Origin of the sequence: Amycolatopsis sp. NPDC051371, from assembly GCF_040682155.1 — a bacterium.
Taxonomy (GTDB): Bacteria; Actinomycetota; Actinomycetes; order Mycobacteriales; family Pseudonocardiaceae; genus Amycolatopsis.
This window is the reverse complement of the sequence record NZ_JBFBAG010000039.1, coordinates 91,010-111,240: the sequence shown is the minus strand read 5'-3', so window position 1 is coordinate 111,240 and position 20,231 is coordinate 91,010. Positions and strand designations below refer to the sequence as shown.

Genomic DNA, 20,231 nt, shown 5'->3' with positions numbered 1-20,231 from the left:
GGCCACAACGCCGCTCTGCGGCAGCTCGCCAACCGGCTCGTCGGCATTCTCCACGGCTGCCTCACAACCGGCACCGTCTACGACGAACAGACCGCCTGGTCGCATCACGCCGAGAACGTCGCTGCTTGACATCTACCCTCCTGGGATGTCTTTCAGAGCGAGCGGGAGATGATTTCCTTCATGATCTCGCTGGTACCACCGAAGATCCGCGAGATCCGGACGTCGGCCCACGCGCGCGCGATCGGGTACTCGCTCATGTAGCCGTAGCCGCCGAAGAGCTGCACGCAGTCGTCGATCACCTTGTTGACGCGCTCGGTCGTCCACAGCTTCGCCATCGCCGCGCCCTGGACGTCGAGTTCGCCCTTGAGGTGGCGTTCGATGCACTGGTCGAGGAACGCCCGCGCGACGGCCGCCTCGGTCGCCGCCTCGGCGAGCTTGAACTTGGTGTTCTGGAAGGAAAAGATGGGCCGGCCGAACGCCGTGCGCTCCTTCGTGTACTCCAGCGTGAGGTCGACCGCGGCCTCCAGCCCGGCCACCGCGGTGACGGCGATGATCAGCCGCTCCTGCGGCAGCTGCAGCATCAGCTGGAAGAAGCCCTGGCCTTCGGCGTCGCCGAGGAGGTTGGCGGCGGGCACGCGGACGTCGTCGAAGAACAGCTCGGCGGTGTCCTGGCCCTTGAGGCCGACCTTGTCGAGCACGCGGCCGCGGCGGAAGCCCGGGGTGTCGGTCTCGACCACGATCAGCGAGACGCCCTGCGCGCCCGCGTCCGGGTCGGTCTTGCAGGCGACGACCACCAGGCCGGCGTGCAACCCGTTGGTGATGAAGGTCTTGGCGCCGTTGATGACGTAGTGGTCGCCGTCGCGCACCGCGCGGGTCTTGATGCCCTGCAGGTCCGACCCGGTGCCGGGCTCGGTCATCGCGATCGCGCCGACCAGCTCGCCGCTGGCCATCTTCGGCAGCCACTCGCGCTTCTTCTCTTCGGAGGCGTACGCGCTCAGGTAGTGCGCGACGATTCCGTTGTGGACGGTCACGCCCCACGCGCTGTCACCCGAGCGCGCCTGCTCCTCGTAGAGCACGGCCTCGTGGGCGAAGGTACCGCCGCCCCCGCCGTACTCCTCGGGGATGGACAGGCAGAGCAGGCCGACCTCGCCGGCCTTGGTCCACAGCTCTCGGTCGACCTTCTTCTCGGCCGCCCAGCGTTCCTGGTGCGGCACGGCCTCCTTCTGCAGGAACGACCGCGAGAGCTCGCGGAGGTCGTCGAGCTCGGTCGTGCTCCAGGAGCTCTTCGGGAGTTGAAGCGGCACGGGACCTCCTGCTGGAAAACATGACGATCAGCATGTAAGTTCACTTCGGAATGTACATCCGTACCGGCCTGTAGGTAAAGCAGGGAGGCCGAAGTGACCTCGACGGCGCACCGGACCCAGGCGCAGCGGCGCGAACAGACCCGTACCGCGCTGCTCGACGCGACCATCGACTGCCTGGTGGACGTCGGGTACGCGCGCACGTCGGTGCAGGAGATCTGCGCCCGCGCCGGCGTCTCGAAGGGCGCGGTGCAGCACCACTTCACCGCGAAGGCCGAGCTGATGGCGGCCGCCGTCGAACACCTGACGACGAAGCTGCGTCACCAGCTCGCCGCGTCGCTGGACGAGCTGCCCAGCGGCGGCACCGGCGTCGCCGCGGCGATCGACCTGCTCTGGACCGGCTATTCCGGCACGCTCTCGACCGCGGTCACCGAGCTGTGGGTCGCCGCCCGCACCGACCCCGAGCTGCGCGCCGCCATCCGCCCGGTCGACCGCGCGCTCGGCCGCGCCACGCTCGAGCACGTCACCCAGGTCGCCGGTGAGCTGCCGCCCGAACGTGCGGAGATGCTGTTCTGGCTCACCGTGAACCTGACCCGCGGGCTGGCGCTGGACGCCGAGCTCGGCGGCGACCCGAACCGGCGGCGACAGCTCCTGGAAGAGTGGAAGCGGATCGCGGTGCTGCTCTACCAGGACGCAACCACTGCGCCAAGCTGACCAGCCGGGACCCGCAAGGGCTGGAATACCCCTTATCCCGCAGGCGGATTCGTGGTCCAATCCCCCCGGAAGAGGGGAGCTCCGATGACCGCCAGCCCGTACCAGAACCCGTACGGCCCTCCCCCGCCACAACCACAGCCACCACGGCCGCCCGCCGACGCCGGCGCGCGCCTTCGGCTGATCGCCGGGATCGTCGGCGCCGTCGCCGCGGTGGTCGTGCTGGCCGGGTCGTTCCTCCCGCAGACGAAGTTCGAGCAGGTCGTCGGCGGCAAGGCCGAGAGCAGCCAGACGATCAGCGCCTGGTCACGCTCGTTCGACGTCGAACCCAGCGACGAAGCGAAGAAGTTCTACGAGAACACCCACGTCGCGCACTACGGGATCCCGCTCTCCGCCGGCGCGCTGGTGCTGCTGGCCGGAGCCGGGCTGGCGTTCGCGGGCGCGCGCCGCTCGGCGGGCTTCGGCGTGCGGTCGGGCGCCCGGACGGCTCTCGTGGCCGGTGGCGCGGGGGTGGCCGCGGCGGTGTGGATGCTCGGCATGGACGTCTCGGCGACCTTGAGCTACGAGTCCGACGACGGGTCGCTCAACTCGGTCTACTCGACCGGCCTCGGGTTCTGGATCCTGCTCGGCGGCGGCGCGCTCGGCGTCGTGACGCTGGTCCTCGCGACGCTCGCCGGACGACGTCCGGCCACCGGGCCGTCGGGACCACCGCCGGGGCCGTACGGCCAGCCCTACCAGCAGCAGTCGAGGCCGTACCCGGTGCCGCCGCAGCAGTTCGCGCAGCCCTATCCGGGCGCGCAGCAGTACCCGGGCGGGCCGCCGCCGTACCCGGGCGCGCCGTCGTCACAACCGTTCCCGGCGCAGAGCGCACCGGTTTCCCAGCCCTTCCCGGCGCAGAGCGGGCCGGTTTCGCAGCCGTTCCCCGCCCAGTCCGGGGAGGTGGGGACGCCTTCGCAGCCGTTGCCCGCCCAGTCGGGCGGACTGTCGCCGCGACTCGACGACCCCTACGGCGGCGCGACGCAGGCCCAAGCGCACCCCGGTCAGGAGCCGCCGTCGCCGACCGAGCCGAACTACCAGCTCCCGCCGCTGAACCCACCCAAGACGTGAAACTTATTCACATCAGACTGGACAACTGACGTACCGACGGTATGGTGTACTCGTCGGTAACCCCTGCGCGGCGTCGTGCGGACTCCGGACGCCGCGGAACGGAGACGTCATGACCAGCACGACCCCCGCGAACGCAGTCGAAGACACCCCTTTGCCGCCGACCGTCGGCGGCGTCGCCGGGGCGCCCGGCTCGGCGCGGGCGGCCCAGCTCGTCGCCCGCGTGGCGGGCGGCGCGGACTCGGCGCCGATCCGCATGCACGCCCCCTTCACCGGGCAGCCGATCGCGACGCTGCCCCAGGCCACCGACGCCGACGTCCGCGCGGTGTTCGCCGGCGCGCGGACCGCCCAGCGGGCCTGGGCGGAACGCTCCCCGGCCGAGCGCGCCCGCGTCCTCACCCGGCTGCACGACCTGGTGCTCGCCCGCCAGGACGAGGTGCTCGACCTGGTCCAGGTCGAGGCGGGCAAGGCCCGGCTCGACGCGTTCGACGAGGTCAGCGCGACCGCGCTGGTCGCGGCCTACTACGGCAAGCACGCCGCCAAGCTGCTCGCCCCGCGCCGCGTCGCGGGCGTCATCCCGGGGCTGACCCGCGCCGGCGAGATCCGGCACCCCAAGGGCGTCGTCGGCGTCATCTCGCCGTGGAACTACCCCCTCGCGCTCACCGCGATGGACGTCCTCCCCGCGCTCGCGGCCGGCAACGCCGTGGTGCAGAAGCCGGACAACCAGACCGCGCTTTCGGCGCTGTGGCTGCAGGAGCTCGCCGAGGAGGCCGGGCTGCCGGCCGGGATCTGGCAGATCGTGCTCGGCCGCGGCTCGAAGATCGGCACCGCGCTGGTCGAGGAGTCGGACTACCTGTGCTTCACCGGGTCCACGCCGACCGGCAAGGAGCTGGCGGGGCAGGTGGCGAAGCGGCTGACGTCGTACTCGCTGGAGCTCGGCGGCAAGAACCCGATGGTCGTGCTGCCCGACGCCGACATCGCGAAGGCGGCGACGGGCGCGGTGACCGCGTGCTTCTCCTCGGCCGGCCAGCTGTGCGTGTCGGTCGAGCGGATCTACGTCCACGAGTCCGTCCGTGAGGAGTTCACCCGGGCGTTCGTCGCGCGGACCGCGGCGGTGAAGCTCGGCGGCGCGCTCGACTACCAGGCCCAGATGGGGTCGCTGACGTCGGAAGACCAGCTCGCGACGGTGTCGGCGCACGTCGAGGACGCCCGCGCGAAGGGCGCTTCGGTGCTCACCGGCGGCCGCGCCCGGCCCGACCTCGGGCCGCTGTTCTACGAGCCGACGATCCTTTCCGGCGTCACGCCGGACATGGTGCCGTTCGCGGAGGAGACGTTCGGGCCGGTCGTCTCGATCTACGGCTACACCGACGTCACCGACGCCATCGACCGGGCCAACGACACGCCGTTCGGGCTCAACGCCAGCGTCTGGTCGCGCAACGGCCGCGCGGGCTGGGAGGTCGCGGCGCGCCTCAAGGCCGGGACGGTCAACGTCAACGAGGGCTACGCGGCGACGTTCGGCAGCGTCGGCGTCCCGATGGGCGGCATGAAGGACTCCGGCGTCGGCCGCCGCAACGGCGCCGAGGGCCTGCTGAAGTACACGGAGTCCCAGTCGATCGCGCTGCAGCGCGGGCTGGCGCTCCGCCCGCCGAAGCGGGTCCCGGGTTCGCTGTGGTCCCGCGGCATGACGCTGGGCCTCAAGGCCCTCCGCCGCCTCCCCCGGTGACGCAACCCGTAACTCGCGTGATCAGCGACGGAACTCGCGTGATTGAAGCCGTACCGGCTCTGATCACGCGAGTTCCGGCTTCGATCACGCGAGTTACGGGTCTGATCACGCGTGTTCGGCGGTCGGGGCCGTGAGCAGGCCCCGGTCGTAGGCGATCGCTACCGCTTCCGCGCGGCGGCTCGCGCCGAGTTTCGCCATCACGCGGGACAGGTGGACGCTGACCGTTTTTTCGCTGATGTACAGCTCTTCGCCGACCTGGCGGTTCGTGCGGCCCAGCGCCACGCGCTCGAGGACGTCGCGCTCGCGGTCGGTCAGCGGGTTCGCGACCGTGCGGACCGGGGCCGCCGGTTCCGCGCCCGCCAGCTCGACGCGGGCGCGGTGCGCGAGGTCGCGGACGGCGTCGCGCAGCGGGATCGCGCCGAGGCGCATCGCCACCGCGTGGGCCGACTCCAGCGCTTCCCGCGCGTCGCCGTCGTCCGTGGCCAGGCGTGCTTCGGCCTCGTGCCAGCGGCAGACCGCCTGCTCGTACACGGCGCCGTAGCCGAACGCCTCCGCCGCCGCCGCCCACTTCTCCGCGTCACCCCGGCCGGTCAGGCACGACGCCGCCGCCTCCAGCCGGGCCAGCCACGCCCGGCCCTCCGGTCCGAGCGTCCCCGAGCGGGGCTGCCCGACGACCGAGCACATCCGGCCGTGCGCCAGCATCCGCTCGCCCGCCGCCACCGCGGCGTCGGCGGCGGCCTGGTCACCGCGGACCCGGGCGTCGGTGGCCAGCGCGGCCGCGGCGGTGACGCCGACCGCGGCCACCCGGATACCGGCCAGCAGCCCGGGTTCGATCCGCTCCAGCCAGCCGATGAGGTCTTCGGCGCGGCGCACGGCCTCGGCGTGGTCGCCCCGCCAGTACGCCAGCTGGATGCCCGCGTCCCCGACCGACAGCGGGATCTGCATGTCCGCCGTCCAGTGCTGCCGCAGCCCGGCGACGAGCTTCGTGGCTTCGTCGAACCGGCCGCGCGCGACGACGAACAGCGACCAGATCGCCAGGATCCGCGCGGCGACCGCGCTGGACACCCCGCGCCCGGCACGTCCGGCGCTCTCGTCCGGCCAGTCGCCCATCAGGTAGCGCAGCATCAGCTGCCGCGCCCGCAGCTCCAGCCCGTAGACGCTCCAGCTCAGCCCGGCCTCCTCGGCCCGGGCGACGCCGCGCCCGGCCTCGTCGAGCGCTTCGGCGAACTCGGCTTGGTCGTCGTAGCTCAAGGCGAGGAAGTAGGTCGCGCGGATCTCGGTGTTCGGGGCTTCGGCGTCCCGCGCCTTGCGCTGGGCCTTGCGCAGCCATTCGCGCGCCTCGGCGGGATCGCCCGCCGAGTCGGCCAGCGTCCCCAGCGTGGTCAGCGCCGACGCCTCCGCGCCGGCCGCCCCGACCGCCTGCGCGTCGGCGACCGCGGTGCGCGCGCTGTCGAGCGCCGCCTCGGGCTGTTCGAGAATCCGCAGGAACCCGGCCCGGCTGGCCAGTATCCAGGCCCGCGTGCCGCTCGGTTCGGCGTCCTTCACCAGGTCCCAGGCGCGGTCGATGGCCGCGGTCGCCTCGTCGAGCGTGCCCTCCAGGGCGAGCAGCGCCTCCGCCAGCCGCCGCCACGTCTTCGCCGCGCGGTCGACCGCAGTGTCCGGTTTCAACGCCTGCGTGGCCGACCGCGCGAAGGCCGCCGCGCGCTCGGGCTCACCGGACGTGCCCGCGTAGTAGGACGCCTCGTGCAGCAGCCGCAGCTCGTCGAACCCCTCGGGCCGCTCGGCCGCGGGGACGGCGTCCCAGATGGACAGTGCCTGCTCGACGTGCTGCAGCGCCGACCCGGGCGCGCCGAGCTTCTCGGCCTCGTCCATCGCGCGCAGCAACGCCGGCAGCGCGGTGACCAGGTCGCTGCTCTGCATCGAGTGGTAGGCCAGCTTCGCGTCGTGGCCGCGGCCCTGCGGCCGCGCCCGGATCCGGGCCGCGTACGCCGCGTGCGTGCGCGACCGCTCCCCCGGCAGCAGGTCGCCGTACACCGCTTCCTGCAGCAACGCGTGCCGGAACGTGTAAGAGCCGTCGGACAGCACCACCAGGACGTGGTGCTGGACGGCTTCGCGCAGTGCCTCGTCGAGCTCCAGCTCCCCCAGCCCGGAGACCTCGGCGAGCGCGCCGTGCATCACCGGCTCGTTGGCCACCGAGATCACCCGCGCGACCCTGCGGGTGTCCGGCGAGAGCCGCTCGAGCCGGGACAGCAGCACCTCGGCGAGCCCGGCGGGCAGGTCGTTGCACTCGGACTGGGTGGCGAGCAGCTCCTCGGCGAAGAACGGGTTGCCCTCGGACCGGGCGACGATGTCGGCCACGACGTCCGCCGGCATCGGCTCGTCGGCCAGCGCCTCGACGAACGTCCGGGCGTCGGCGGTACCGAAGGGGTGCAGGTCGACGCGCTCGACGGTGGCGAGCCGGACCAGCTCCGAAAGGAGACCGCGGAGCGGGTGGCGCCGGTGCACGTCCTCCTCGCGGTAGCTGCCCACGACCAGCAACCGCTGCGCCCGCAGCCTGCTGAGCAGGAAGGACAGCAGGTTGCGGGTCGAGGCGTCGGCCCAGTGGAGATCCTCGAGGAGGATCACCACCGGGCGCGACTCCGCGATCTCGGTCAGCACCCCCAGTACCGCGTCGAACAACTGCAGCTGACCAAGATCCTGCTCGGGCCGGGGACGCACCATCGTCTCCCGGTCGTTCGAGGTCATCGGCGGGTATTCGGCCGCCCGGGGCTCCTCGACGCCCTGGCCCTGCGGCAGCAGCCGCCCGAGCGCGGGCCGGAGCCGCACCGCCGCGGCCACCGCCTGGTCCGCCGCGCTGCCCAGCGGGGCGAGCGCTTCGGCGAACGGAAGATAAGGAAGACCGCCTTCGCGGACGTCGATGCAGCGGCCGGTGAGCAGCAGCCCACCGCACGCCTCGACGTGCTCGCCCAGCGCGGTCAGCAGCCGGGTCTTGCCGACCCCGGCGTCCCCCGAGAGCAGCACCGCGCCGGCTTCGCCACGTTCAGCCCGGGCGAAGGCGGCGCGGAGCCGCCGCATCTCGTGGGTACGGGCGACGAGCGGGATTCCGGAGCCGAGTCGGGGCACGATCAGCATTGTCGCCTACCCCACCGACAAGTTCCGCACGCTTATCGCCTTGGACACCATCACCCCCGCCCCTACCGGGCGGTCTCGCCGACACCGGCGGTTTCCCGCGCGGCCTCGCGGCGCTCCTGCGCCGGCACGTCGACGTCGGTCCGCGCGGCCCGCAGGTGGCGGACGGCGCGGCGCGCGCGGGCGGCCCAGACGCTGCGCCCGGCCTTCCGCAGTTCCTCGGCCCGGTAAGCCGCTTCGGCCCGGACCGCGTCGAGCATCAGATCGCTGTGCATCGTGTTCCCCTTGTTCCCGAGTTCTCCGGTTGGTAGGACTCAGGTTCGTCCTGAGGGGGAGCCTCAGGCATCGGGTGATCACGCAGCCCTGGTCGCGAAAAGACCCCTTACTCCCGGCCGAGCCCAGCTCGGCGAGGGTAAGGGGTCTTCGAAAACCGCCTCAGTCGTGCGCCGGGCCGCCGGGCCGCACCGCGGCCAGCAGCCCCCGCCAGCCCGATGCGGGCAGGCGGAAAGCACCACCTTCGGGGTCCTTCGAGTCGCGCAGCGCGGCACCACCGGCGACGAACGCGACCTCGACGCAATCGTTGCCGCCACCGCTGTGGCTGCTCTTGAACCACCGCGCCCCGGAGAATTCAGCTTCCATGGTCCCCACTCCTTACTGTGTCCTCGGTTCCAGATGGTGCACCGGAGCCGGAACGGCAGCCTGTTCGGCGAACCGTCCGGCGGCCTCGGCGATCAGCGCCACCGAGTCGTCCGGCTTCAGTGCGGCCGCGCGCAGATGGTCGAACATCAGCCCGTAGCGCCGGACGTCTGTGGGTTCCTCCAGGTAGAGGCCGCTGGACGTGCTGTCGTCGACGTAGACGACGTCCGGGTCGGCCTGCTCGGGGAAGCCCATGATCAGGAAGGGGCCCTCCATGCCCGGGTGCGCGCCGGCGCCGAACGGCACGACCTGGACGGTCACGTTCGGCTTCTCGGCGAGCGCGACCATGCGGTAGAGCTGCTCGGCCATCACCTCGGGGCCGTCGACGACGCGGCGCAGGACGGCTTCGTCCATCACCGCCCAGTACTCCGGCGGCGGGGTGTCGGACAGCAGCTCCTGACGCGCCATCCGGGCGGCGACGCGGCGGCGGATCTCGGCCTCGTCGGCGTCCGGCCGCAGTGCCCGGATCACCGCGCGGGCGTACCGCTCGGTCTGCAGCAGGCCGGGCACGAGCAGCGCCTGGAACGCGCGCAGCGAGCTGGCGTCGGCCTCGAGCCCGACGAAAGTGCCGGTGAAGACCTCGTTGTAGGCGTGCCACCAGCCGCGCTTGCGGGCCTCCCTCGCCAGCTGGACGAGCGCTTCCTGCTCGTCGCCCGTGATGCCGTAGAGGGCCAGCATGTCCCGCGCGTCACGCGGGGTGACCCCCACGTGGCCGGTCTCGATGCGGCTGACCTTCGACGCGGAGCACTCGAGCTTCTCGCCCACCTCGTCGATCGTGAGGTCCGCGGCTTCGCGCAGCCGGCGCAGCTCTCCCGCGAGCCGCCGGCGGCGCACTGTGGGGCTCTGTCCCCTTGCCATCGCGGCACCTCCGGATGTCGACGGCGTCGTAGCCGTTCGCTTGCTCCCAGTATCTAACAGGGACGTTCGAGTAATCGCACGGTACCTATTACCGGTGTCGTATCTGCAATTTGCAGAATGCTTCTGTATGCTCGCACCCTGCGCTGCGACAGGACGCGGCGGGTTTGCTTCCCCAGCCCCACCGAGGGCCTGTGAGCAGCGTAGACGATCGATCCACGGCTCGCCGCGTGATCATCGGGAGAAGAGGTCCGGGGCCGCCCCCCGATCGGCCCCGGCCCTCTTCCGTCACCTCGGCGCCTTATTGGCAGAACGTTTATTCCGCCTATTCGTCGCCCGTAAGGGTGATTTCCCGACAAGCTTCAGAGGACGCGCAAGAGTCCTTCTTGGACGACCGTCGCGATGAGGGTGCCGTCCTCGCCGAAGAACCGGCCCGTGGCCAGGCCCCGCGCGCCGGAGGCGGTCGGCGACGCGCTGTCGTAGAGGAACCACTCGTCGGCGCGGAACGGCCGGTGGAACCAGAGCGCGTGGTCGAGGCTCGCGCCGAGCACCTTGTCGGTGTCCCAGTAGACGCCGTGCCGCGCGAGCACCGAGTCCAGCAGCGTCATGTCCGAGGCGTAGGTCAGCACGCAGACGTGCAGCAGCTGCTGGTCGGGCAGCTTCCCGTCGGCACGCATCCACACCTGGTTGCGCGCGGGCCGCTCCCCCGTGTCGCGGGTGACCCACGGCGGCTCGTTGACGTACCGCACGTCGATCGGCCGCGGCCGGCTGTGCGCTCCGATCGCATAGCCCTCGGCGCGTTCCATCAGCGTCGGCAGCGTCTCGGGGGCCGGCACGCCCTCGGGCATCTCTTCGGCGTGCTCGATGCCCGGCTCGTCCTTCTGGAACGACGCCGAGAGCGAGAAGATCGCCTTGCCGTGCTGGATCGCGATGACCCGGCGGGTGGTGAACGACCGCCCGTCGCGGATCCGGTCGACCTCGTAGATGATCGGCACGCTGGGGTCGCCGCCGCGGATGAAGTACGCGTGCAGCGAGTGGACCCGGCGCGCCTCGGGGACCGTGCGCCCGGCCGCGACCAGTGCCTGGCCGGCGACCTGCCCGCCGAACACCCGCACCGGCGAGTGGGCGGGCGAGACGCCGCGGAAGATGTTCTCTTCGATCTTTTCGAGGTCCAGCAGCGCGATCAGGCGGTCCAGCACGGGCTGGCCGCCACCCGGGATCTCCAGTTCGGTGGCGGCCGTCCTGGCCATTTCAGTCATGGCCAGACCCTATGTGCTGCGGGGGCAGGACGTCCCTTATGCGTGGTCGTCTTCACCGAGGCGGTGCACGTGGATCAGGTTCGTCGAGCCGACGGTGCCCGGCGGGGACCCGGCCACGATGACGACCAGGTCGCCCTTCTGGTACTTGCCCATCTCCAGCATCGAGTGGTCGACCTGCTGGATCATCTGGTCGGTGGAGTCCACCCGCGGCACGATGTGGGTGTTGGTGCCCCAGGTCATCGACAGCTGGCTGCGGACGCAGTCCTCCGGCGTGAACGCCAGCAGCGGCAGCCGCGTGTGCAGCCGGGCCAGGCGGCGCACGGTGTCGCCGGACTGGGTGAACGCGACCAGCGCCTTCGCGTTGAGCCGCTCGCCGATGTCGCGGGCGGCGTAGGAGATCACGCCGCGCTTGGTGCGCGGGACGTGCGTCAGCGGCGGCACGATCGGCGAGTCGGTCTCGACCGCCTCGATGATCCGGCCCATCGTCTGGACGACCTCGATCGCGTACCGGCCGACACTGGTCTCGCCGGACAGCATCAGCGCGTCGGCGCCGTCGAGGACGGCGTTCGCGACGTCGGAGGCCTCGGCGCGGGTCGGCCGGGAGCTGTTGATCATCGACTCGAGCATCTGCGTCGCGACGATGACCGGCTTCGCGTTCTCGCGGCAGATCTGGATGGCGCGCTTCTGCACCAGCGGGACCTGCTCCAGCGGCAGCTCGACGCCCAGGTCGCCGCGGGCGACCATCACCGCGTCGAAGGCCAGCACGATGGCCTCGAGGTTGTAGACCGCCTCGGGCTTCTCGATCTTCGCCACGACCGGCAGCCGGCCCTTGCCGACGCGGTCCATCACCTGGTGGACCAGGTCGATGTCGGCCGGCGAGCGGACGAAGGACAGGGCGATGAAGTCGACGCCCAGCTCAAGGGCGAACTCGAGGTCTTCGATGTCCTTCTCGGACATCGCCGGCACGGAGACGTCCATGCCGGGCAGCGAGACGCCCTTGTTGTTGCTGACCGGGCCGCCTTCGGTGACCTCGCACACCACGTCCTGGCCGTCGACCTCCTTGACCACCAGGCCGACCTTGCCGTCGTCGACGAGCAGGCGGTCACCGGGCTTGGCGTCCTTCGCCAGGCCCTTGTAGGTGGTCGAGACGCGGTCGTGGGTGCCGGCGACGTCCTCGACGGTGATCCGGACGATGTCGCCGTTGTGCCACTCGACCGGGCCACCGGCGAAGGTGCCGAGACGGATCTTCGGGCCCTGCAGGTCGGCGAGGATGCCGACCGCCCGGCCGCTCTCGGCGGCCGCGTTCCGGATGAGGTCGTAGACCTCCTTGTGGTCGCCGTGGCTGCCGTGGCTGAAGTTCATCCTGGCCACGTCCATGCCAGCGTCGACGAGGGCCCGCATCTTCTCCGGCGTAGCGGTGGCAGGGCCCAGGGTACAAACGATCTTCGCGCGTCGGCTCACGTTCGCACAGCGTAGTCCCTCTCCGCCCGTTCGTCTGTACCGATCCCGAAAAGTTCAGAGAAACTGTTCAGAAACCTGCGGGGTCAGGTCACGCGGGCGGCCCGGCCGATCACGCGGGCTTCCCTGGTCGGCGCCAAAGTCGGCGATCGACGCGCCGGCGAACGGGTGCCGAGCGCGAGTGTCTGCGCGGCAGGGGTCTGGTAGGGGGCCTGACTGTCGCGAATGAGTCATTCGGGACATCCGGCGCCGCGAATGAGTCATGGGCGACGTTGCGAGGCGCGCTAGCGGCGCGGCTGCTCGCTGGGCCCGACCCGGTCACGGGCCCATTCGTTGAACTCGCGCAGCTGCCGCCAGGCCTTCCGGACCCGCTCGAGGGCGCCCCGCTCGTGCAGGACGTCGTCCGGCTCCCAGACGCGGACGGCGTACACCGAGCGGTAGCGCAGCAGGTCGAGGCGGGGGTGCTCGGCGTCGAAGCCCCGCGGCTTCGACTTCAGCCGGTCGCCCCGGATTTCCCAGCCGGCGCGCTCGAGCTTGGTCAGGATCTTCTGCAGCGCTTCGCCGTGCAGCTCGGTGTCGACGGCCGTGCGGAAGCGCGCGATCTGGTCGGACGCCAGGTAGAAGCAGCCACCGCCGGCGCGCAGCCCCTCCGGGCCGACCTCGACGTAGTACGCGCCGCCGCCGCGGCCCTGCTCGATCACCGCGCCGCAGTGGGTCTTGTACGGCGTCTTGTCCTTGGCGAAGCGGACGTCGCGGTAGGGGCGGAACACCTTGGGCTCGCCGAAACCGTCCGAGAACTCCGGCGCCAGCTCGGCGAGCAGCGCCTCCATCGGGGCCCGGACGTCGGTCTTGTACGTCTCGACGTGGTCGTCCCAGTAGGGCTTCGAGTTGTCTTCCACGAGGCCGTCGTAGAAGTCGACGGCGTACTCGCCGAATCCGCTGAACTTCACGGACAGGACCCTAATCACGCACACCGACGGAATTGTCGGTCCCCCGGCGTAGCGTCCCCGGGCATGACGCACGAGGAGTACTTCGCGGCGCTCGCCGAACCGCGGCAGCGCGAGCTGCGGGCGCTGCACGCGCTGATCCGCGAGTCGGCGCCGGACCTGGCGCCGACGATGGAGTTCGGCATGCCCGGCTACGGCCGCTACCACTACCGGTACGCGTCGGGCCGGGAGGGCGATGCGGCGACCGTGTCGCTGGCGAGCCGCAAGAAGTACATCTCGCTCTACGTTTCGTGCGTGGCCGGCGACCGCTACCTGCCGGAGCTGTTCGCCGACCGGCTCACCGGGGCGTCGGTCGGCAAGAGCTGCGTCCGGTTCGAACGCCTGTCGGACGTCGACACCGGGGTGCTCGCCGAGTTGCTGCGCGCCGCGGCGGAGACGCCACCCGCGGGAGCGGTGTGAAACCCGGTGCGGCCGGCGTTCCGCGCACGACCGGCCGCACCGGGAGTCCTACTTCGCGACGGCCGTGATCAGCTCGCCGTTGGTGGTGTCACCGGACAGTTCCCAGAACATCGCGCCGCCGAGGCCCTGCTGCTTGGCGTAGGAGACCTTGCCGGCGATGGTCGACGGGGTGTCGTAGCTCCACCAGTTGCCGCCGCACTTGGCGTACGCGGTGCCGGCCACCGTGCCGGTCGACGGGCACGACGTCTTGAGCACCTTGTAGTCCTCGATGCCCTGCTCGTACTTGCCGGGCGCCGGGCCGGTCGCCGTGCCGCCCGGGGCGTCCTGCGTGACGCCGGTCCAGCCGCGGCCGTAGAAACCGATGCCCAGCAACAGCTTGCTCGACGGGACGCCCTTGCTCTTGAGCTTCTGGATGGCCGCGTCCGAGTAGAAGCCGGCGGTCGGGATGCCCGAGTAGCTGTTCAGCGGCGAGTGCGGGGCGGTCGGGCCCTGCGCGGCCCAGGCGCCGAAGTAGTCGTAGGTCATCACGTTGTACCAGTCGACGTACTGGGCGGCGCCGCCGTAGTCGGCCGCGTCGATCTTGCCGCCACTGGTGCCGTCGGCGGTGATCGCCGAGGTGACGAGCTTCGAGCCGAACTTGGCGCGCAGGGCGCCCATCAGGTTCTTGTACGCCGCCGCGCCGCTGGTGTCGCAGCTCAGGCCGCAGGAGTTGGGGTACTCCCAGTCGATGTCGATGCCGTCGAAAACACCGGCCCAGCGCGGGTCGTTGACGAGGTTGTAGCAGGAGTCCGCGAACGCCGCGGGGTTCTGCGCGGCCTGCCCGAAGCCGCCCGACCAGGTCCAGCCGCCGAACGACCAGAGGACCTTCAGGCCCGGGTGCTTGGCCTTGAGCTTCTTGAGCTGGTTGAAGCTGCCGGCGAGGGGCTGGTCCCAGGTGTCGGCGACGCCGTCGACGCTGCCCGCGGAGTCGTAGGTCTTCTGGTAGTCGGCGTAGGCGTCGCCGATCGCGCAGCCGCCGTTCGTCACGTTCCCGAACGCGTAGTTGATGTGGGTCAGCTTGCTCGCCGAACCCGACGTCTCGACGTTCTTGACGTGGTAGTTGCGGTCGTAGACCCCCCATTCGGTGAAGTAGCCGACGACCTTGCCGACGGAGGCTTCGGTCGACGCGGTCGCGGCGGGGGCGGTGAACCCGCCGGCCACGAGACCCGCGGCGGCCGCCACGGTCAGCAGCGCCGAGAAGCTCTTCCTGCGGAAACGGGACATGCCTTCTCCCTCCGGAGAATTACTCACGGCGACGGTGCCGGAGTGGTGGGGACCACACCACCGTAAGTGGACTAGACCATTAGGTCAATGGTTCAGACCAAGAGGCCCAGTGGGCCGGTCGCGCATGCCTTGACAGGAATATGCCGTGCGGAGCACATTTCACGGGTGATGCAGACGTTCGAGGTGCTGGCCGAGCCCCGCCGCCGCACGATCCTGGACCTGCTGCGCGACGGCGAGCGGTCGGTGGGCGAGCTGGTCGACGAGCTTTCCCTCAGCCAGCCCGCGGTGTCCAAGCACCTGCGGGTGCTGCGGGAGGCCGGGCTCGTGACGGTCCGGGTGGCGGCCCAGCGAAGGTGCTACGCGCTGCGGCCGGAGCCGTTGGCCGAAGTGGACGCCTGGCTGGCGCCTTATCGCGCCTTCTGGTCGGACCGGCTCGACGCGCTGGAGCGGCGCCTGGACGAAACCGACCCGCACTGACGGCGTGACCGGAGCGCCCCAAGGTGGCCTTCGGTGCGCTCAACGCACCCAAGGGCCCCTTCGGTGCGTTGAACGCAACCAAGGCCACATTGGGGCGCTTACGTCTGGGTCTCCGGAGTCGGCTCGAACTCGATTCCGGCGGCCGCCGCGCGGCGCTCGCCCCACTCGTACAGCGCCTGCAGCGCCGGGCGGAGCTCCTCCCCCACCTCCGTCAGGTGGTACTCCACGTGCGGCACCCGGCCGTCGAACTCGATCCGCCGGACGATCCCGTCCGCGGCCAGCTCGCGCAGCTGCTGGGTCAGCATCTTCTCGCTCACCCCCGGCATCCGGCGCCGCAGCTCGCCGTAGCGGTGCGCGCCCTCCTTGAGGTGCGCCAGGATCACCGGCTTCCACTTGCCGCCGATCAGGTCGACCGCCAGCTCCACCGCGCAGTGGTACCGCTTCATCCCGCTCTCCCTACGCACCGGAAAGTACGTGGTTGCCCGGCCGGAGCACCACTGGTTGCCTGACCGGGTGATCGTGCCAGAAACCCCACCCGCCACCCCGACCCTCTACGACTGGGCCGGCGGCCACGAAGCCCTCGTGAAGCTGCTGACGATCTTCTACGGCCACGTCCTGGAAGATCCGCTGCTCGAACCCGTCTTCCGCGGCATGGACCCGGACCACCCTAAGCACGTCGCGGTCTGGCTCGGCGAGGTCTTCGGCGGGCCGGCCGCCTACTCCGCGAGCCACGGCGGCCACGCCCACATGGTCGGCCGCCACCTCGGCCGCGGCATCACCGAACCGCAGCGCCGCCGGTGGGTGAACCTGCTGCTGGACGCCGCCGACGAAGCCGGCCTGCCCGCCGACCCCGAGTTCCGCGCCGCCTTCGCCGGCTACCTCGAGTGGGGCAGCCGGCTGGCCGTCGTGTTTTCGGCGCCCGGTGCCGAGCCGAACCTCCACGAACCGGTGCCGCACTGGGACTGGCCGATGCCGCCCTGGCAGCCACCCGCGGCCGAAAAGCCATGAGGGGCACCTTCATGGCCGCCAAAGCCATGAAGGTGCCCCTCATGGGCAAAGACTCAGCCGAAGAAGACTTCGGCTTCCTGGTAGCGCTCGACCGGGACCGTCTTCAGCTCGGCCGTCGCCTCGGACAGCTTCACGCGGACGATGTCCGTGCCCTTCAGCGCCACCATCACGCCGAAGTCGCCGTCGGCCACCGCGTCCACCGCGTGCAGGCCGAAGCGCGTCGCGAGCACGCGGTCGTAGGCCGTCGGGGTGCCGCCGCGCTGGACGTGGCCCAGGACCACCGCGCGGGACTCCTTGCCGGTGCGGTGGGCGATCTCGTCGGCCAGCCAGGTGCCGATGCCGCCGAGGCGGACGTGCCCGAAGGCGTCCTTCTCGCCGGTGAGCAGCCGCTCCTCGCCGCCCTCGGGCAGCGCGCCCTCGGCGACGACGATGATCGGCGCGAACTCCTTCTCGAAGCGGCGCTCGACCCAGGAGACGACCTGGTCGACGTTGAAGTGCCGCTCCGGCACCAGGATCACGCTCGCGCCGCCGGCGAGGCCGGAGTGCAGCGCGATCCAGCCGGCGTGGCGGCCCATGACCTCGACGACCAGCGCGCGGTGGTGCGACTCGGCGGTGGTGTGCAGCCGGTCGATCGCTTCGGTCGCGATGGAGACCGCGGTGTCGAAGCCGAAGGTGTAGTCGGTGGCGCCCAGGTCGTTGTCGATCGTCTTGGGCACGCCCACGACGCCGATGCCGTCGTCGGTCAGGCGCTTCGCGACGCCGAGGGTGTCCTCGCCGCCGATCGCGACCAGCGCGTCGACGCCCTGGTCGGCCAGGACCTGCTTGATCTTCTCGACGCCACCCTCGACCTTGTACGGGTTGGTGCGCGAGGACCGCAGGATGGTGCCGCCGCGGGTGAGGATGTCCTCGACGTCGTTGAGGCCGAGCGGACGGCTGTCCCCGGTCAGCGGGCCGTTCCAGCCGTTGCGGAAGCCGACGAAGTCCCAGCCGTGGACCTCGATGCCCTTACGCACCACCGCGCGGATCACCGCGTTGAGCCCCGGGCAGTCGCCGCCGCCGGTCAGCACACCGACACGCATGAGAAGCCTCCGTCTGTTCTCTGGAGATGACAGTCACATTTCGTCGCTCGCCAGAGTAGCGGCTCACATCTTGATCGGTGCAGCCCGTACCACCTGCCGGATCGGTCCGGCTCCGGTGTGTGCTAGCTTGACCACGTGCAGCGCTATTACTGGTTTACGAAGCCGGCCCCGGGTGGGCACGGCGGCGTGAACCTGCGCTGACTTCCACCCCCGAGCCGGATTTCGAACCGGCTCGGCGAGGGTCCCCCGCGCGGGTCGGTGTCCACCAGGAAGGAACACCCCCGCGATGACGCTCTCCGCCGGACCCGCCACCATCGGTGACCTCGACGCCGCGCGCACCACGTCGATCAGTCCGCTCATTTCGCCCGCGATGCTCCGCGAAGACCATCCCGTCGACGCCGCCGTCGCCAAAGTCGTGCGGCAGGGCCGCGCCGAGACGGTCGACATCCTCGAAGGCCGGGACGACCGGCTGATCGTGGTCGTCGGCCCGTGTTCGGTGCACGACCCGGAAGCCGCCCTCGACTACGGCCGCCGGCTGGCCGCGAAGGCCGAAGAACTGCGCGGCGAGCTGCACATCGTGATGCGCGTGTACTTCGAGAAGCCGCGCACCACGCTGGGCTGGAAGGGCCTGATCAACGACCCGGACCTCGACGGCACGTTCGCCGTCAACAAGGGCCTGCGGATGGCGCGGAAGCTGCTGCTCGACGTCTCCGGGCTCGGCCTGCCGGTCGGGTGCGAGTTCCTCGACCCGATCACGCCGCAGTTCATCGCCGACATCGTGACGTGGGGGTCGATCGGCGCGCGGACCGCGGCGAGCCAGGTGCACCGCCAGCTGTGCAGCGCGCTGTCGATGCCGGTGGGCATCAAGAACTCGACCGAGGGCGACGTCCAGGTGGCGGTCGACGCGACCCGTGCGGCCGCGGCGAGCCACGTGTTCCCGGGCATCAACACCGACGGCCTGGCGGCGCTGCTGACGACGTCGGGCAACCCGGACTGCCACGTGATCCTGCGCGGCCACAACGGCGGCTCGAACTACGACGCCGCGACGGTGACCGACACCCTGGCCCGGCTGGCGAAGTCGGGGCTGCCGGAGCGCGTCATCATCGACGCGAGCCACGGCAACAGCGGCAAGGACCACGTGCGGCAGGCCGGGGTGGTGCGCGAGCTGGCGACCCGGATCGGCGACGGTGAGCGCGGGATCGCCGGGCTGATGATGGAGAGCTTCCTGGCGGCCGGCCGGCAGGACCTCGACCTGGGGCATTCGGAGAAGCTGACGTACGGCCAGTCGATCACTGACGCGTGCATGGCGTGGGACGACACGGCCCCGCTGCTGGACGAGCTGGCCTCCGCGGTCCGCGCGCGCCGCTGAGAGGTCCCCGGCCTGGGGGTCCCCCGGTTTTCACATTACCGGGGACCCCCGACAGTTTCGGGGCTCAGCGCAGCAGCGGCAGTGACCCGACCAGCCGGTCGACGCGCTTGCGCGGGCCGTGCAGGGCGACGCCGATGCTGTCGAGGTCGGCGGTGGCCGTGGCCGCCATCCTGGCCGTGTACTCCTCGTAGGTCCGGCAGCTCTGGGCGAGCGCGCTGAAGGCGACGAAGAAGAGCTCGTCGTCTTCGGCGGCCGCCCGGACGATGGCGGCGACCGCCTCGCGCGGGGCCGTCAAGATCGGCAGCGGCACGTGGATGATCCCGGGATGGGCGACGCCGTCGGCGTCCTCGACGTCGACTCCGACCAGGCCGTCGACCCGGTGGCCGAGGGTCACCGCGAGGACGCCCGCGGCGTTGGCCGCCAAGCCCGCGGGCAGTTCCGCGCCGACCACGACCGCGCACTTGCCCGCCATCACGCGTCCTTCCGCCTGCTGCCGAGAGAAACACCGGCGATGACGACCGCCCCGCCCAGCAGCTGCGAGAGAGTCACCGTCTCGCCGGCCAGCAGCACCGCCCACCCGAGGCCCGCCACGGGGACGATGGTGAGCAGGTTGACCGCGACGCTCGGTTCGAGGCCGCGCAGCCCGTGGTTGTACAGCAGGAAAGCCGCCACCGAACAGCACCCCGCGAGGAAGCCGATCCGCAGCAGGGTTCCGCCGGAAGGGACGCTCCAGCGGTCCGCCTCCGACAGGGAGAGCAGGACGAAACCGCCCGCGCCCGCCAGCGTCTGGTAGTAGGTGACCACGATCGGCGATGCGCCGGAACGGTCCCGCCGCACCACGAGGTTGAAGACCGCCCAGGCGAAGCCGCCGGCGAGGATGAGCAGGTCGCCCCACAGCCGGTGGTCGCCGGCACCGCCGGTCTGCCCCCGCACCACCAGCCAGACGCCGGCGATGGCCACCAGCATGCCGATCAGCCGGACCGGGGAGAACGCGGCGCGGCCGGACAGCAGCAGGGTGATGAGCGGGTAGGCGGCGACGATCAGCGTCGCGTCGGACGCCGTGGCCAGGTCGACGCCCGCGTTTTCCAGCGCGAAGTACGCCGTGATCCCGAGCAGGCCGGCGAACCCGATGCCCAGCCGGTGCCGAGGGGACGGCAGCGGAAGGCGACCCGCGTGCACCACCGAACCGAGGACGGCCGCGGCGAGGACGAACCGCAGCGCGCCGAGCGTCATCGGCGGGATCTCCGCCAGCACCACCTTGGTGACCGCGAACGAGCTGCTCCAGATCAGCGCGGCCGCCAGGACGGCGGCCACGGAAAGGGCGTGGCCACGCGTTTCTGTGATCATGCGGCGAGACTAGACAGCGAGCGGAGAGATCCCGACGAACGTCGTG

General features: G+C 71.3%; 20 protein-coding genes and 1 pseudogene. 8 read left to right on the top strand and 13 right to left on the bottom strand.

The window, feature by feature from the left end; translation table 11 throughout:
- Positions 1-129, top strand: a pseudogene (locus tag AB0M59_RS37985) (IS110 family transposase); the annotation flags it as partial.
- A gap of 23 nt (positions 130-152) precedes the next feature.
- Here AB0M59_RS37985 and AB0M59_RS37980 read toward each other — a convergent pair.
- A complete protein-coding gene (locus tag AB0M59_RS37980; RefSeq protein WP_364385804.1) occupies positions 153-1,304 on the bottom strand; it encodes an acyl-CoA dehydrogenase family protein in 1,152 nt (383 codons plus the stop codon).
- A gap of 93 nt (positions 1,305-1,397) precedes the next feature.
- On the opposite strand from AB0M59_RS37980, the gene AB0M59_RS37975 reads away from it, so the two are divergent.
- From AB0M59_RS37975 to AB0M59_RS37965, 3 genes are all read left to right on the top strand, one after another.
- Positions 1,398-2,015: a TetR/AcrR family transcriptional regulator gene (locus tag AB0M59_RS37975; RefSeq protein ID WP_364625091.1), complete on the top strand. Its 618-nt coding sequence runs from the start codon at positions 1,398-1,400 to the stop codon at positions 2,013-2,015.
- A gap of 84 nt (positions 2,016-2,099) precedes the next feature.
- The gene (locus AB0M59_RS37970; protein ID WP_364625090.1) at positions 2,100-3,119 is read left to right on the top strand and encodes a hypothetical protein; all 1,020 of its coding nucleotides are present in this window, start codon (positions 2,100-2,102) and stop codon (positions 3,117-3,119) included.
- 109 nt (positions 3,120-3,228) lie between these two features.
- A complete protein-coding gene (locus AB0M59_RS37965) occupies positions 3,229-4,839 on the top strand; it encodes a succinic semialdehyde dehydrogenase (RefSeq protein ID WP_364625088.1) in 1,611 nt (536 codons plus the stop codon).
- A 105-nt stretch (positions 4,840-4,944) separates the two neighbouring features.
- Here the strand turns inward: AB0M59_RS37965 and AB0M59_RS37960 are convergent, their stop codons facing one another.
- The 7 genes from AB0M59_RS37960 to AB0M59_RS37930 all read right to left on the bottom strand — a co-directional run bounded on the left by AB0M59_RS37960 (position 4,945) and on the right by AB0M59_RS37930 (position 13,186).
- Positions 4,945-7,971: an AAA family ATPase gene (locus tag AB0M59_RS37960; protein WP_364625086.1), complete on the bottom strand. Its 3,027-nt coding sequence runs from the start codon at positions 7,969-7,971 to the stop codon at positions 4,945-4,947.
- 62 nt (positions 7,972-8,033) lie between these two features.
- Entirely contained in the window at positions 8,034-8,243 is a 210-nt protein-coding gene (locus AB0M59_RS37955) for a hypothetical protein (RefSeq protein ID WP_364625084.1), read from the bottom strand.
- 160 nt (positions 8,244-8,403) lie between these two features.
- A complete protein-coding gene (locus AB0M59_RS37950; protein WP_364625082.1) occupies positions 8,404-8,607 on the bottom strand; it encodes a DUF397 domain-containing protein in 204 nt (67 codons plus the stop codon).
- Positions 8,608-8,619: 12 nt separating this feature from the next.
- Positions 8,620-9,522, bottom strand: a complete 903-nt coding sequence (locus AB0M59_RS37945) for a helix-turn-helix transcriptional regulator (protein WP_364625080.1) — start codon at positions 9,520-9,522, stop codon at positions 8,620-8,622.
- 359 nt (positions 9,523-9,881) lie between these two features.
- Entirely contained in the window at positions 9,882-10,778 is an 897-nt protein-coding gene (locus tag AB0M59_RS37940; protein WP_364625078.1) for an acyl-CoA thioesterase II, read from the bottom strand.
- Between the two features lie 36 nt (positions 10,779-10,814).
- Positions 10,815-12,239: a pyruvate kinase gene (gene pyk / locus AB0M59_RS37935; RefSeq protein WP_364625076.1), complete on the bottom strand. Its 1,425-nt coding sequence runs from the start codon at positions 12,237-12,239 to the stop codon at positions 10,815-10,817.
- Between the two features lie 281 nt (positions 12,240-12,520).
- Positions 12,521-13,186: a DUF2461 domain-containing protein gene (locus AB0M59_RS37930; RefSeq protein WP_364625074.1), complete on the bottom strand. Its 666-nt coding sequence runs from the start codon at positions 13,184-13,186 to the stop codon at positions 12,521-12,523.
- Positions 13,187-13,249: 63 nt separating this feature from the next.
- Between AB0M59_RS37930 and AB0M59_RS37925 the strand changes: the two genes are divergently transcribed.
- Positions 13,250-13,642 carry a DUF1801 domain-containing protein gene (locus AB0M59_RS37925; protein ID WP_364625072.1) on the top strand — a complete coding sequence of 131 codons (393 nt, stop codon included), beginning with the start codon at positions 13,250-13,252 and terminating at the stop codon, positions 13,640-13,642.
- A gap of 48 nt (positions 13,643-13,690) precedes the next feature.
- Here AB0M59_RS37925 and AB0M59_RS37920 read toward each other — a convergent pair whose 3' ends face one another.
- Complete coding sequence (locus tag AB0M59_RS37920; RefSeq protein ID WP_364625070.1) at positions 13,691-14,905, bottom strand: glycoside hydrolase family 18 protein; 1,215 nt, start codon at positions 14,903-14,905, stop codon at positions 13,691-13,693.
- 168 nt (positions 14,906-15,073) lie between these two features.
- Here AB0M59_RS37920 and AB0M59_RS37915 point away from each other — a divergent pair, with 168 nt between their 5' ends.
- Positions 15,074-15,382 (top strand): metalloregulator ArsR/SmtB family transcription factor, encoded by a 309-nt coding sequence (locus AB0M59_RS37915; protein WP_364625098.1) that lies wholly within the window; start codon positions 15,074-15,076, stop codon positions 15,380-15,382.
- A 98-nt stretch (positions 15,383-15,480) separates the two neighbouring features.
- On the opposite strand, the gene AB0M59_RS37910 is transcribed toward AB0M59_RS37915, so the two are convergent.
- Positions 15,481-15,828: a helix-turn-helix domain-containing protein gene (locus AB0M59_RS37910; protein ID WP_364625068.1), complete on the bottom strand. Its 348-nt coding sequence runs from the start codon at positions 15,826-15,828 to the stop codon at positions 15,481-15,483.
- 67 nt (positions 15,829-15,895) lie between these two features.
- Here AB0M59_RS37910 and AB0M59_RS37905 point away from each other — a divergent pair, with 67 nt between their 5' ends.
- A complete protein-coding gene (locus AB0M59_RS37905; RefSeq protein WP_364625066.1) occupies positions 15,896-16,390 on the top strand; it encodes a group II truncated hemoglobin in 495 nt (164 codons plus the stop codon).
- A 53-nt stretch (positions 16,391-16,443) separates the two neighbouring features.
- On the opposite strand, the gene AB0M59_RS37900 is transcribed toward AB0M59_RS37905, so the two are convergent.
- On the bottom strand, positions 16,444-17,469 hold the full coding sequence (locus tag AB0M59_RS37900) for a 6-phosphofructokinase (protein WP_364625064.1): 1,026 nt from the start codon (positions 17,467-17,469) through the stop codon (positions 16,444-16,446).
- A 286-nt stretch (positions 17,470-17,755) separates the two neighbouring features.
- Between AB0M59_RS37900 and AB0M59_RS37895 the strand changes: the two genes are divergently transcribed.
- The gene (locus tag AB0M59_RS37895) at positions 17,756-18,838 is read left to right on the top strand and encodes a 3-deoxy-7-phosphoheptulonate synthase (protein ID WP_364625062.1); all 1,083 of its coding nucleotides are present in this window, start codon (positions 17,756-17,758) and stop codon (positions 18,836-18,838) included.
- Between the two features lie 64 nt (positions 18,839-18,902).
- On the opposite strand, the gene AB0M59_RS37890 is transcribed toward AB0M59_RS37895, so the two are convergent.
- Entirely contained in the window at positions 18,903-19,310 is a 408-nt protein-coding gene (locus AB0M59_RS37890) for a DUF2000 domain-containing protein (RefSeq protein ID WP_364625060.1), read from the bottom strand.
- Positions 19,310-20,185 (bottom strand): DMT family transporter, encoded by an 876-nt coding sequence (locus tag AB0M59_RS37885; RefSeq protein ID WP_364625058.1) that lies wholly within the window; start codon positions 20,183-20,185, stop codon positions 19,310-19,312. The genes AB0M59_RS37890 and AB0M59_RS37885 overlap by 1 nt, the downstream gene beginning before the upstream one ends.
- Between the last annotated feature and the right edge of the window lie 46 nt (positions 20,186-20,231).

What these genes read in the sequence shown, in the direction of transcription:
- AB0M59_RS37970 (WP_364625090.1), top strand. Translation starts at nt 2,100, where the DNA reads ATGACCGCCAGCCCGTACCAGAACCCGTACGGCCCTCCCCCGCCACAA.
- AB0M59_RS37965 (WP_364625088.1), top strand. Translation starts at nt 3,229, where the DNA reads ATGACCAGCACGACCCCCGCGAACGCAGTCGAAGACACCCCTTTGCCG.
- AB0M59_RS37960 (WP_364625086.1), bottom strand. Translation starts at nt 7,971, where the DNA reads ATGCTGATCGTGCCCCGACTCGGCTCCGGAATCCCGCTCGTCGCCCGT.
- AB0M59_RS37955 (WP_364625084.1), bottom strand. Translation starts at nt 8,243, where the DNA reads ATGCACAGCGATCTGATGCTCGACGCGGTCCGGGCCGAAGCGGCTTAC.
- AB0M59_RS37950 (WP_364625082.1), bottom strand. Translation starts at nt 8,607, where the DNA reads ATGGAAGCTGAATTCTCCGGGGCGCGGTGGTTCAAGAGCAGCCACAGC.
- AB0M59_RS37945 (WP_364625080.1), bottom strand. Translation starts at nt 9,522, where the DNA reads ATGGCAAGGGGACAGAGCCCCACAGTGCGCCGCCGGCGGCTCGCGGGA.
- AB0M59_RS37940 (WP_364625078.1), bottom strand. Translation starts at nt 10,778, where the DNA reads ATGACTGAAATGGCCAGGACGGCCGCCACCGAACTGGAGATCCCGGGT.
- AB0M59_RS37925 (WP_364625072.1), top strand. Translation starts at nt 13,250, where the DNA reads ATGACGCACGAGGAGTACTTCGCGGCGCTCGCCGAACCGCGGCAGCGC.
- AB0M59_RS37920 (WP_364625070.1), bottom strand. Translation starts at nt 14,905, where the DNA reads ATGTCCCGTTTCCGCAGGAAGAGCTTCTCGGCGCTGCTGACCGTGGCG.
- AB0M59_RS37915 (WP_364625098.1), top strand. Translation starts at nt 15,074, where the DNA reads ATGCAGACGTTCGAGGTGCTGGCCGAGCCCCGCCGCCGCACGATCCTG.
- AB0M59_RS37910 (WP_364625068.1), bottom strand. Translation starts at nt 15,828, where the DNA reads ATGAAGCGGTACCACTGCGCGGTGGAGCTGGCGGTCGACCTGATCGGC.
- AB0M59_RS37900 (WP_364625064.1), bottom strand. Translation starts at nt 17,469, where the DNA reads ATGCGTGTCGGTGTGCTGACCGGCGGCGGCGACTGCCCGGGGCTCAAC.
- AB0M59_RS37895 (WP_364625062.1), top strand. Translation starts at nt 17,756, where the DNA reads ATGACGCTCTCCGCCGGACCCGCCACCATCGGTGACCTCGACGCCGCG.
- AB0M59_RS37890 (WP_364625060.1), bottom strand. Translation starts at nt 19,310, where the DNA reads ATGGCGGGCAAGTGCGCGGTCGTGGTCGGCGCGGAACTGCCCGCGGGC.
- AB0M59_RS37885 (WP_364625058.1), bottom strand. Translation starts at nt 20,185, where the DNA reads ATGATCACAGAAACGCGTGGCCACGCCCTTTCCGTGGCCGCCGTCCTG.